The organism is Flavobacteriaceae bacterium HL-DH10, from assembly GCA_031826515.1.
GTDB lineage: Bacteria > Bacteroidota > Bacteroidia > Flavobacteriales > Flavobacteriaceae > Thalassobellus > Thalassobellus suaedae.
Window position 1 is genome coordinate 3689938 of sequence record CP134536.1, and the last position, 12657, is coordinate 3702594.

13 protein-coding genes are annotated in these 12657 nt (G+C 31.0%); 6 read left to right on the top strand and 7 right to left on the bottom strand.

The genetic code is table 11. The features are described from left to right. From RHP49_15660 to RHP49_15675, 4 genes are read left to right on the top strand one after another with little or no spacing between them, the layout of a single operon-like run. A complete protein-coding gene (locus RHP49_15660) occupies positions 1–903 on the top strand; it encodes an ABC transporter ATP-binding protein (GenBank protein WNH12315.1) in 903 nt (300 codons plus the stop codon). A gap of 31 nt (positions 904–934) precedes the next feature. Next, positions 935–1663 (top strand): ABC transporter ATP-binding protein, encoded by a 729-nt coding sequence (locus RHP49_15665; protein WNH12316.1) that lies wholly within the window; start codon positions 935–937, stop codon positions 1661–1663. Then, entirely contained in the window at positions 1660–2766 is a 1107-nt protein-coding gene (locus RHP49_15670) for an ABC transporter permease (protein WNH12317.1), read from the top strand. Before RHP49_15665 ends, RHP49_15670 begins: the two co-directional genes overlap by 4 nt. Before the next feature lie 10 nt (positions 2767–2776). Further along, entirely contained in the window at positions 2777–3898 is a 1122-nt protein-coding gene (locus RHP49_15675; protein WNH12318.1) for an ABC transporter permease, read from the top strand. Here RHP49_15675 and RHP49_15680 read toward each other — a convergent pair whose 3' ends face one another. The 3 genes from RHP49_15680 to RHP49_15690 form a co-directional block, all read right to left on the bottom strand. After that, complete coding sequence (locus RHP49_15680) at positions 3899–5131, bottom strand: metallophosphoesterase family protein (protein ID WNH12319.1); 1233 nt, start codon at positions 5129–5131, stop codon at positions 3899–3901. It abuts the gene before it with no gap. 66 nt (positions 5132–5197) lie between these two features. After that, positions 5198–6175 carry a permease gene (locus RHP49_15685; GenBank protein WNH12320.1) on the bottom strand — a complete coding sequence of 326 codons (978 nt, stop codon included), beginning with the start codon at positions 6173–6175 and terminating at the stop codon, positions 5198–5200. A gap of 2 nt (positions 6176–6177) precedes the next feature. Continuing rightward, positions 6178–6414, bottom strand: a complete 237-nt coding sequence (locus RHP49_15690) for a thioredoxin family protein (protein WNH12321.1) — start codon at positions 6412–6414, stop codon at positions 6178–6180. Positions 6415–6820: 406 nt separating this feature from the next. On the opposite strand from RHP49_15690, the gene RHP49_15695 reads away from it, so the two are divergent. Next, positions 6821–8074, top strand: coding sequence for an ammonium transporter (locus RHP49_15695; GenBank protein ID WNH12322.1), 1254 nt, complete (start codon positions 6821–6823; stop codon positions 8072–8074). A 31-nt stretch (positions 8075–8105) separates the two neighbouring features. Then, positions 8106–8447 (top strand): P-II family nitrogen regulator, encoded by a 342-nt coding sequence (locus RHP49_15700; GenBank protein ID WNH12323.1) that lies wholly within the window; start codon positions 8106–8108, stop codon positions 8445–8447. 18 nt (positions 8448–8465) lie between these two features. On the opposite strand, the gene RHP49_15705 is transcribed toward RHP49_15700, so the two are convergent. The 4 genes from RHP49_15705 to RHP49_15720 form a co-directional block, all read right to left on the bottom strand. Further along, entirely contained in the window at positions 8466–9770 is a 1305-nt protein-coding gene (locus RHP49_15705; protein ID WNH12324.1) for an MFS transporter, read from the bottom strand. 59 nt (positions 9771–9829) lie between these two features. After that, positions 9830–10873, bottom strand: coding sequence for a glycosyltransferase family 9 protein (locus tag RHP49_15710; protein ID WNH12325.1), 1044 nt, complete (start codon positions 10871–10873; stop codon positions 9830–9832). Positions 10874–10968: 95 nt separating this feature from the next. After that, positions 10969–12348 (bottom strand): NAD(P)(+) transhydrogenase (Re/Si-specific) subunit beta, encoded by a 1380-nt coding sequence (locus tag RHP49_15715; GenBank protein ID WNH12326.1) that lies wholly within the window; start codon positions 12346–12348, stop codon positions 10969–10971. Further along, a complete protein-coding gene (locus RHP49_15720; GenBank protein WNH12327.1) occupies positions 12348–12656 on the bottom strand; it encodes an NAD(P) transhydrogenase subunit alpha in 309 nt (102 codons plus the stop codon). The genes RHP49_15715 and RHP49_15720 overlap by 1 nt, the downstream gene beginning before the upstream one ends. Position 12657 lies beyond the last annotated feature (1 nt).

Sequence of the window (12657 nt, forward strand, 5' to 3'; positions counted from 1 at the left end):
TTGAGCATTTCTGTTAAACATATCAGTAAAACGTATAAAAAGGCAAAAGCTTTACAAAACATTTCTTTTGAGGTTAAAAAAGGGGAACTTTTCGGACTTATTGGTCCTGACGGAGCAGGAAAAACGACTCTGTTTCGCATTTTAACCACCCTTTTAATCCCAGATGAAGGAACAGCAAACGTTGATGGTTTTGATGTGTTTAATGATTATAAAAAAATACGAAATGGTGTGGGTTATATGCCAGGGAAATTTTCGTTGTATCAAGACTTAACAGTTAAAGAAAATTTAAATTTTTTCGCAACTATATTTGGAACAACCATTGAAGAGAATTACGATTTAATTAAAGAAATCTATGTACAAATAGAACCTTTCAAAAATCGTAGAGCAGGAAAGCTTTCTGGAGGTATGAAACAAAAACTAGCCTTGTGCTGTGCGCTAATTCATAAACCAGAAGTTTTATTTTTAGATGAACCAACTACTGGAGTAGATCCAGTTTCTCGTAAAGAATTTTGGGAAATGCTTAAGCGTTTACAACAAAAAGGTATTACTATTTTAGTTTCTACACCATATATGGATGAAGCTGAACTTTGCGACAGAATAGCATTAATTCAAGATGGAAAAATTTTAGAAATAGAGACACCTCAAGCCCTCGTTAAAAAGTTTCCTAAATCCATTTATAATATTGGGGCTAATAACATGTATCAACTTATAAAAAGCTTAAAAAGTTATTCATATCAATATAGCGTGTTTCCATTTGGAGAGTTTGTGCATTATATTGATACGAGAGAAAATTTTAGCACAAGAGACTTATTACAGTTTTTAGAATCTCAAAGTCTTTCTGATATAACCATAGAAAAAACACAACCAACTATAGAAGATGCCTTTATGGAATTATCCAAATAAAGAGCCCTGAATAGGAGATTTAAAATAAATAATGAGCGATAATAAAGTTATACAAGTTAAAAATCTAACCAAAAAATTTGGTGATTTTACTGCTGTAGATACCATAACATTTGATGTTGAAAAAGGAGAAGTATTTGGTTTTTTAGGAGCTAATGGTGCAGGAAAAACGACCGCCATTAAAATGCTTATTGGTATTTCTAAACCAACATTTGGTGAAGCACAAGTTGCTGGCTTTAATGTATTTACTAATGCCGAAGATGTTAAAAAGAATATTGGTTATATGAGTCAGAAATTTGCGCTATACGATGATTTAACAGTTAGAGAAAACATCACTTTTTTTGGTGGTATTTACGGATTATCTAAAACTAGAATTAAAGAAAAAGCAGATGCGTTAATAGAAGAATTGGGATTAAAAGGAGTTAGTAATCAATTAGTTAAGAGTTTACCTTTGGGATGGAAACAAAAAATATCTTTTTCAGTAGCCTTATTGCACGACCCGAAAATTGTGTTTCTAGATGAACCCACTGGAGGAGTAGATCCTATTACTAGGCGACAGTTTTGGGAACTCATTTATAAAGCAGCAAGCCAAGGAACTACCATTTTTGTAACAACGCATTATATGGATGAAGCTGAATATTGTGACCGCGTATCGATTATGGTTAATGGAAAAATAGAAGCATTAAACACTCCTAAAAATCTAAAAGAACAGTTTAAAGTTGCTAATATGAATGATGTGTTTTTAATGTTGGCGAGAGGATGAAAAAATTTAAAGGCTTTATAAAAAAAGAATTCTATCACATCTTTAGAGATAAACGCTCGTTGTTTATTCTTTTTGGAATGCCTATTGCACAAATCATGCTTTTTGGGTTTGCTATTACCAACGAAATAAACAATGTAGATATTGCTATTTTAGATCATGCTAAAGATGCTACTACAAAAGAAATAATCAATAAAATTTCGGCATCTTCTTATTTTAGTATTCATCAATTTATTGAAAATGAATCAGATATTGAGTCCGTTTTTAAAACAGGAAAAATAAAAGCAGTATTAAATTTTGAAAAGGATTTTAGTAAAAATCTAATTAAAGAAAACCAAGCAACGTTACAAATAATTGCAGATGCTACCGATCCTAATACAGCGAATACAATTAGTAATTATGTAAATGCCATGCTTTTAAATTATTTAAAGGAGCAAAATAAAGATATTAAAATAGCGTATCAAATAATGCCTCAAACCCGTATGGTGTATAATCCAGAGTTAAAAAGTGTGTATATGTTTGTGCCTGGTGTTATGACTATTATTTTAATGTTGGTTTCTGCTATGATGACCTCCATTTCTATTTCTAAAGAAAAAGAACTAGGGACGATGGAAATTTTATTGGTATCGCCTTTAAAACCTTTTTTAGTTATAGTTGGCAAAGTGTTTCCATATATATTTTTATCAATTATTAATGCAGCAGTTATTATCATTTTAAGCATGTTTGTTTTTAAAATGCCTGTTCAAGGAAGTTTGTTTTTGTTAGGATTAGAAAGTGTTTTATTCATTATAACATCATTATCATTAGGTATTTTAATTTCAACTATTTCTGCTACGCAGCAAACTGCTATGATGATTTCATTAATGGGATTAATGCTTCCAACAATTTTGTTATCGGGGTTTATTTTTCCTATTTCGAGTATGCCGCTCCCTTTGCAAATTATTAGTAACATTATTCCTGCAAAGTGGTTTATTATTATTGTAAAAGGTATTATGCTAAAAGGTGTTGGTTTATCATTTATATGGAAAGAAACATTGGTTTTATTTGGTATGACCGTTTTTTACATGGTGATAAGTGTGAAGAAATACAACATTAGACTCGAATAAATGTAAACACATGAAAACGATTTTTTACATCATACAGAAAGAGTTTAAGCAGATTTTTAGAAATAAAAGCATGTTGCCCATTATATTTATCATGCCTTTGTTTCAACTTATTATACTTGCAAATGCTGCGACATTCGATATTAAAAATATCAAGTTCGCTTATATTGATAATGATCATTCATCAACTTCTAGAGCTTTAATTGATAAATTTAGAGCTTCAAATTATTTTAATGTTATAACTGATTTTTCTTCAGAAAAACAAGGAAGTGCAGCAATGCTTAAAGGAGATGTCGATGTGTTATTAGAAATTCCAGTACAATTTGAACGTGCTATACAAAAAGAAAAATATGCTAATTTAGGAATTACCATCAATGCTATTGATGGGGCAGCTGCTGGTTTAGAAAATGTATATGTGACACAAATAATACAACGCTTCAATACGCATTTAAAAACAGATTTACAGATAGCTTCTAATAGCAGTATTAAACCTTTAAATATTGTAAGCATTCCATTATTTTGGTATAATAAAACTTTAAATTATAAAACCTTTATGGTTCCAGGTATTTTGGTTTTATTAGTAACGATGATTACTTTATTTCTATCGGGAATGAATATTGTACGAGAAAAAGAAATAGGTACTTTAGAACAAATTAACGTGACACCTATTAATAAAAGTCAGTTTATTATTGGCAAATTATTTCCATTTTGGGTGATAGGATTAGGGTTATTAACCGTTGGTTTGCTTATTGCAAAACTTGTTTTTAATGTTCCTATGGTGGGTAGTTTTCTTTTAATGTATTTCTATACGTCTATATATCTATTAGTAGTTTTAGGTATTGGTTTATTTATTTCAAACTTTACTGATACACAGCAACAGGCTATGTTTATTTCTTGGTTTTTTATGGTGATTTTTATTTTAATGAGTGGGTTATTTACACCTATTGAAAGTATGCCAGAATGGGCGCAAATTATCACAGAATTTAATCCCATTAAATATTTTGTAGAAGTTATGCGTATGGTGATGCTAAAAGGTTCAGGATTTATCGATATACTTCCACAACTAGCAAAAACCTTATTATATGCGCTTGTTATGAACGGATTAGCAGTTTGGAGTTATAAGAAAATATCTTAATTATTTATTAATAACTAACGAATCAAGTACGGCTCCACCTATAGATGCAATGGCTTTTAATTTAAGTTGACGTCCTTTAATATTAATAAGTGTAAAATGCCCTCTATGCGCTGTTGCAGCAACAATATTTTTATCACATTGTCCTGGATTCCAATCTTTTTTAAGCTTCCCTCCTGCGCCCGTAGTAATTTGTATAAAACCATCTTTAATGTCTCCGTATTCGTTTAATGGAGTATTATAGTGCTCCATAACCTTTCCGTTTTTATCAAAAGGCATTAGTCTTTCATAAGTATGAGCATGCCCGTTTAAAACTAAATCCACATTGTATTTAGTAAACAGCGGATACATATCAACAACAGCTTTATATTCTGGTTTATAAGTACATGTAATACCATTATGATGGAAGTATACAAAGATCCAATCATACTTTCCTTGCGCATTTTTTAAGTCGTTTTCAAACCATTCTATTTGATTTTCTTGATCGTACATTTTTCCACTTCTAGTGTCTAATGCAATAAAATGTGCATTGTTATAATCAAAAGAATAGTAGTGTTCATTATTAGGAAGTTTCCATTCTGTAGCAAAATTTATATCAGGATTAACGTGCCAATCATGGTTTCCTAAGGCAGGATAAAAAGGAATGTTTTTCAAGATAGATTCCATAGGCTTAAAAAGATAAGCATCTGCGAAAGCGCTTTTTCCATCTGGATAAATGATGTCTCCTAAGCCGAGGCCAAAATCTGGATGCTTTTTTAAATTGTGTATTTGCCAAGATGTAATTTCAGGAAAACCACCTTTATTTATAGGCTCACCAATATCTCCCATAGCATAAAAGGAAAAACTAGCATTTTTTTCAGCAGATTCGGTTTTAAAAAAATAATCTTCACCCGAGGCTAGTCGTTTATCATCCGTATAAATAGCATAATAATATTTCTTACCACGCTCAAGACCTTTTATGGAAACTGTATTTCTTAATTTTAAACTGTCTTTTGTTATAAAGCCATGTGCAACTTTATCTAAAACTTTAGATGTTCCATACTTTACTATAGCCTTTTTACCTTTATTGGTAATCCATAAAATACTGATACTATCTTTAAAAGCATTCTGTAAATATGGTTGTCGGATTAGATTAACAGTATTTCTTTTATTGTAAGATGATTTACAATTAAATGCTAAAAACAAACAAGTTAGTATCGTTATTAGTTTGAGAATAGTGTTAGTTGAAAATGTCATATTTTAAATTTAGGAGATATGAGGTAAAGGTATAATCTTCTTTGTTATGCGATGGTTAACATAGTATTATAAAATCACATTAAACAAATATCCTGAAATTATTATACATAGTGTTACAACACTAAAAAAGATACCTATTAGTTTTAATGACATCACTTTTTTAAGGAGCATGGCTTCTGGCAATGATAAGGCAACAACCCCCATCATAAAAGCAATAGCTGTACCTAATGGAATACCTTTACTGACTAAAACTTGCACTACAGGAAGTATTCCTGAGGCATTGGAATACATTGGAACCGCTAAAATAGTAGCTAATGGAACAGCAAAAATGTTGTTTTTGTTCATATATTGTTCAAAAAAACCTTCTGGAATATAACCATGCATTATCCCTCCAATAGCTATACCTACCAGAACATAAGGTATTACACCTTTTAATATTTTTATAGTATCATTATATATTGTAGGCAGCTTTTCTATAAAAGATTTAGGTTCTTCTTTAAGGCTATTTGGATTATTTTTTGATGCCATTAAAACCTCTTTAACCCAAGGGGTTAAAAGCTTATCTAATTTTAAGTGTTGTAAAATGAATCCCGAAATAGTTCCCAATAAAATACCACTAATAATATAAATTGCGGTGATTTTAAATCCGAATAATCCTAAAAACAAACCAATGGCAACTTCATTCACTAAAGGCGATGTAATTAAAAATGCAAACGTAACTCCTAACGGAATTCCTCCTCTTACAAAACCAATAAATAAAGGAACAGAAGAACATGAGCAAAATGGTGTAACAACACCAAAAAGACTTGCCATAAAATAATCTAGACCAAATAATTTATGTGTGGTAAGATAGTTTTTAACCCTTTCTACAGGAAAATAACTATTAACAAATCCCATCAAGAATATTATGATGACTAATAATGTTATGATCTTTATACTATCGTAAATAAAGAAATCTAAAGCTTTAGCAAAATGACTTTCGGAGTTTAGTTTTAAAAGGATATTTACGTAGCTTTTAACGATATACAGTAAGACGTGAAACATTCCTATTTGGTTAACAGCTCGTACACTTCATTTTTAGATGGAACTCTACCTTTAATACCAATAACACCATCAATTACTATAGCTGGAGTTGACATGACATTAAATGTCATTATTTCAGCAATGTCTTCAATTTTTTCAATATGTGCATCAATATTATTTTCGCTTACAACATTTTGAACTAAATCCGTTACAGCTTTACATTTAGAACATCCTGTTCCTAAAATTTTAATTGTTTTCATGTGTTTGTATTTGCTCGTTTTTATTAGTTAGATGCAATATCCTGCTAATCAAATTGGGTTACATTTTACTCTATATATGGAAATGATAGGTTAGTATAAATTCTTGTAAAATTACACCATCTTTATATAGCTTTACATGATAATTATCATGTTAAAAAGATCGTATTCAATTAAAAATATTGAGCAAATAAAAGTATGATTTTGTAAAAAAAATACTGATGATGAATTTTTAGAAATATCGAGTTCTCACTTAAAAATAAATTATGATTTCTAGTAATCATTAAAAATATATTAAAAATGTTTTTTTATAATTTAATCCTTTAAAAGAAGCTTCTGTATTTTGGTATATTTCGCCTTTTATTATAAAAACCACTCATTTTTTTATTTAAACAAAACAAATTAATTTATGCAAGATGTAGTAACTACTGCTGTAGAACAAAAAGAACTTATTTCAGCTATTGATACCGTTTGGGTTGCAATATGCGCAGCAATCATTTTTTTAATGGAAGGAGGTTTTGCACTTCTTGAAGCAGGTTTTGTTCGTGCTAAAAACGCCATGAGTATAATAGCGAAAGTTATAATTGATATTACTTTTGGAGGGCTTGCATTTTATACAATTGGATTTGGAATTGCTTATGGCGCTTCAAATGGTTGGTTTGCTTTTGATATAGGCATCACAGAAGCTGATTTAGGTTTAGGTCTAACGGTCTCTAATAAATTGTTTTGGTTTATCCAACTTGGTTTTGCCATTGCTGCTATTTCAATAGTTTCTGGTGCGGTGGCTGAAAGGATGAAAGTATGGGCCTATGCGGTTTTTGTTGTTATTTTTTGTTCAGTCATGTATCCGTTAGCAGCTAATTGGGTTTGGAATCCTAACGGTTGGTTGGCGCTAAGAGGTTTTAATGATTTTGCTGGATCTGCAGCAGTTCATGCTATGGGAGGCTTTGCAGCTTTAGCCGCTGCTATTGTTTTAGGACCTCGTTTAGGTAAATATGATACCGATGGAAAGCCAGTTGCCATTCCAGGGCATAATTTACCTTTAGCGGCAGTTGGTGGATTTATATTGTGGTTTGGTTGGTTTGGTTTTAATCCCGGCTCTACCTTAGGTGCTGTTGGTAATTGGGAATTAATAGGAATTATAGCAACCAATACCTTTTTAGCCTCGGCAGCAGGAGGTATTTCTACTATGTTTTATACTTATTTTAAATACGGACAAATTGATGTTACCATGACTATTAATGGTGTTCTAGCCGGTTTAGTTGCTGTTACTGCTGGGTGTAATATTTTAGATTCAGGATCTGCTATTATAATTGGATTAATTGCAGGTGTTTTAGTTGATGTTGCTGTTATTTTTATTGATAAAATTAAAATTGACGATCCGGTTGGTGCTATTGCAGTTCATGGAGTAAATGGATTATTTGGTACCATAGCTGTTGGTTTATTTGCTGCAGATGGTGGCTTGTTTTTTGGAGGTGGTGCTGATTTATTAATTACGCAAGTAATAGGAGTCTTAGTTATTGGTTCTTTTTCTTTTATCCTTACTTTTATAATAATGACTATTTTGAAAAAGACTATTGGTATTCGCGTAAATAGATCGGAAGAAACTGCTGGAATTGATGCTGTTTCGTTTGGAGTTGAAGCTTACACAACTTTTGAATAAAAAATTAATAGACTAAATAAAAATTACAAAGATGAAAAAAGTAGAAGCTATTATAAGACCATCAAAGTTAAAAGCAGTACAACGCGGATTAAAAGAAGCAGATATACCATGTATTACTGTTATTCCTGTAAAAGGTACTGGGTTACAAAAAACATATTCTGAGCGCTATCGTGGAACGGAGCAGTCTATGATTCTTCAAAGTCGCGTTATGATTATGTGTGTAGTTAGCGATAAACATTTACAAAAATGTATCGATGTTATTAAGAATAATGCCTGTGAAAATCAAGCTGGAGATGGTAAAATATTTATTTATCATGTAGAAGATGCTATTCGACTAAGTACTGGTGTTCAAGGTATTGATGCTATTATTTAATAATAATAAAATCTATAATTATTGCGGATTTTTAACCTTAAAAGAACCTATAGATAGAAATAAAATAAAAGTAATCGTTATATAACTGATATATTTATAAGATCCTAAGATGGTAAAAGAATAACTAAATAAACTAGGTGCTATTGCACTAGCTATGACAAGAAAACTCATTACTTTTCCTGTTATTGCTCCTAAATGTTTCCTACCATAATATCGAGGCCATGTAACAGCATTAACTACTGCAAACAAACCTCCAAGTATTCCTAAACCTATTATTAATAAATAAATGCCTATCGGGTTAGATAGAAATAATAACCCGAACGATGCTAATACTCCACTTGCTAGCATGATGTATAAATAGATTTTATGATATACATAATCACTTAAAATATTACCAAGTGTAGATACTGAAATTGCAATAATTGAAATAGGAACAAAAACAGCAATAGCTTGCGATTTTGAATAATCCTGACTTGCAAAAATAGACACTACATGAAACGTAAAACCTGTTATAAAAAAACTATTAAAAGCTAAGGTTAAACCAATCATCCAGAAAGCTCTTGTGTTTTTTGCTTGTTTTAAAGTGAAGTTTTTTTCTGTTTTAACTTTTTTAATTGTGTTTTTTAATTCTTTAACCTTTCCATCGGGTTTTAAATTAAAATCTTCTGGTCTGTTTCTATAGAATTGAATGATGCAAATGCTAAATACAAATAAACAAACCGCTAATATTTGCCAACTCATTTCCCAACCATGGTTATCAATAAGTTTATTAATTAAAATAGGTGAACTTGAGAAGCCCAATGAAACCGTAATGCTACTTATAGAGTTTACTTTGCCCCTGTTTTTATCAAACCAAATCATAATCATATTACGAGATGCCATAGTTAAAACACCCTGACCACAAAATCTTATGAATAAAAATAAGATAGTCATTAATACAAAAGGAACTATCCAAGATTGAAAACTTATTATTGATTTTATTTTGTCACTTATTTCAACCGAAACGGAACATAATAATAGTGATAGCCCTAAAAAAAATGCTGCAAAAAATGCCACATATCGTGCACCATAATTGTCAAATAGTACACCCGCTCGTGCAACAAAAAAAGCACTTAATAAGGTTCCTATCATGTAAGCATTACTAAATTGATTTCTGGTAAGTCCTAGCGCATCTTTTACTGGATCGGTAAATACAGAAACACCAACTGTTTGCCCCGGAATACTTGCTAATACACCTATACTTCCAATTATCAATACCACATATCCATAAAAAAATGGTGATTTGTTCGGATTGATTAAAGAAAATCTATTGATTTTGGACATGAGTCTGTTTAGCAATTAAAAGGATATGAAATTCTAATATCCGGAATGATTTCAAGTATTTAAAGTATGTTTTTAATAGCTTTAAACCAATCTTCAATATCCGTTTTATTCGTGTTTAATGCTATACTCCTGTTACCGTAAGGTGCGTAAATATTTTCATTTGTAACAGAAAAGAAGCCGACAGTAGGGGTTAACGAGGCACTTGCTAAGTGCATCACACCATTATCGGCAGCTATAAAAATAGATGTGTTTTTTATAATAGCTCCCATTTCTCTAATGTCTTTACTGTAAAAATTCGGTGCTTTGAAATTAATTTTTGAAATGTTTTCAATCGGTAACATTTCAATAATATTATGATCAGGAAATTCCTTTTGCAAACGTGTGTAAAAAGTTAACCACCAATCTTCAGAATAACACTTATCGCCTGTAGCATTGGTATAAATACAAATCGTTTTTTTATCATTTTTAATGATGTCATCTAAAATCTTCTTGCCTTTAGAAAGCTCAGAATCATTTAATTTTATATCTAATAATGGGACTTCACTTTCATTTTCAGGGAACCCAATTTTAGTTAAGTAATGTCTTAAATTATAAATAGGATATTTTGATATGTGTTGATAATCGCTATATTTTTGTTGTATTTCTTCGTTTATATCTCCAAAAACTTTTATCGAGGCATCTGCTAAATTTGTTAGTAATCGTCCTGATGATGAGTTTTTATCGCCATTAATCACTAAATCATATTTTTCTTGTTTAATAGATATCCATGCTTTAGCATATTTAAATAAATTACTGAATGGTTTTCTTGGAAGTTGAATTATTTTGTTTATCGCTTTATAATTTTCAAATACAGGAAATGCCACACCACCTTTAACAAATAAATCAATTTTACAATCTGGAAATGTATTAATAACTTCTTGTACAATTGGTGTTAATAAAAGTTGATTTCCCAATCTATGATTAGGTCTAATAATTAAAACTCTTTTTATATCGGATTTATTAAGAGCTCCTACTTTTGGTTCAGAATATGAGCTACCAATATTTTTAGTAATACTGTGTGTAATTTTTCTTCTAATCTGATTGATGCGTATTTTGAATGACATTTAGCTTTTTTCTAAAAATAAAATCGAGGCAAAAATACTAATTATAAGTACAATCGTAATCTTGCTACAACTATTATTACTAACTAAATAGTATTTTACATATTTTTCAACTCACTTACCAAGTCGGTTAATGCAGCTTTAGCATCACCAAATAACATAGAGGTTTTAGAATTGTAAAACAATTCATTTTCAATACCTGCGTAACCCGCATTCATACTTCGTTTATTAACAACAATATGCTTTGCATTTTCTACATCTAAAATAGGCATTCCATAAATTGGACTAGCAGGGTCGTTATGTGCAGCTGGATTTACAACATCATTAGCGCCAACTACTAAAACAACATCAGCGTTATTAAATTGCGGATTTATATCATCCATTTCTATAAGTAATCCATAATCAACATTAGATTCAGCTAGCAAAACATTCATATGTCCTGGCATTCTTCCAGCAACTGGATGTATGGCATATTTTACATTAACACCTTTACCAGTAAGTATTTCTTCTAGCTCATGTATTACATGCTGTGCTTGAGCTACCGCTAAACCATAACCAGGAACTATAATAACATTAGTAGCATAATTCATCATTATAGCAGCATCACTAGCATTTGTGCTTTTTATAGTCCCTAAACTTTTATTACTCCCTGCTACTCCAGCTGTCGCTGTGAATGATCCAAAAATAACAGAGGCTAAAGTTCTATTCATAGCTTTACACATTGCTATGGTTAAAATAATACCAGCAGAACCTACTAATATACCGCCAACAAGCATTACCATATTGTCATATAGAACACCTGTAATAGCAGCTGCAATACCTGTTAACGAATTCAATAATGATATAACTACTGGCATATCGGCACCACCAATAGGAAGTACAAAAAGAATTCCGTAGACTAAACCACCTGCTAATAATCCGTAAAGCAATAATGGATTATATCCACCAGACAGTATCATAAATACAGCTAGTGCAATAAGGGCTATAAAAAACACATTATTTACAATATTGTATTGTGGAATTTTAATAACACTTTTTAAAGATCCATTTAACTTACCCCAAGCTATTAAACTTCCTGAAAAAGTAATAGCGCCTATAATTATACCAGAAACAATGGTCGTTGCTTGCATGGCACTATCTACATTTTTACTAAATTCTACTAAGCCAATAAGCGTCGCACTGGCACCTCCAAAGCCATTAAATAAAGAAACCAATTCTGGCATTTTGGTCATTTCAACTTTTACCGCAATCAACCAACCTATAATAGAACCCAGAAGAATGGCAACACCTATTAAAATATAAATGATAGTTGGCACTTCAATTTCATGAATGAAAATAGTTCCAACAATGGCAAGCCCCATACCAGCGGCAGCTATTAAATTTCCTTTTTTGGCTGTTTCTGGATGCCCAAGCTTATTTAACCCAACAACAAAAGTAATTGTAGAAATAAGATATATAACACTTAATAAAACACTCATTATTTTCTCTTTTTAAACATTTGTAACATTCTGTGAGTAACAGCAAAACCACCAACCACATTTAAAATCCCTAAAACCACTGCTAAAAAACCTAAAGTCAATGCTAAATAATCATTAGGATCTGAATGTAACATTACTAAGATAGCGCCTACTATTACAACACCACTTAAGGCATTTGCACCAGACATTAATGGTGTATGTAATACCGCTGGAATACTTTTTATGACTTCTATTCCAACAAAAATGGATAGAATAAGAATGTATGTGATTTGAATGTTGTCTTTAATAAAATCAATTAATTGAATCATA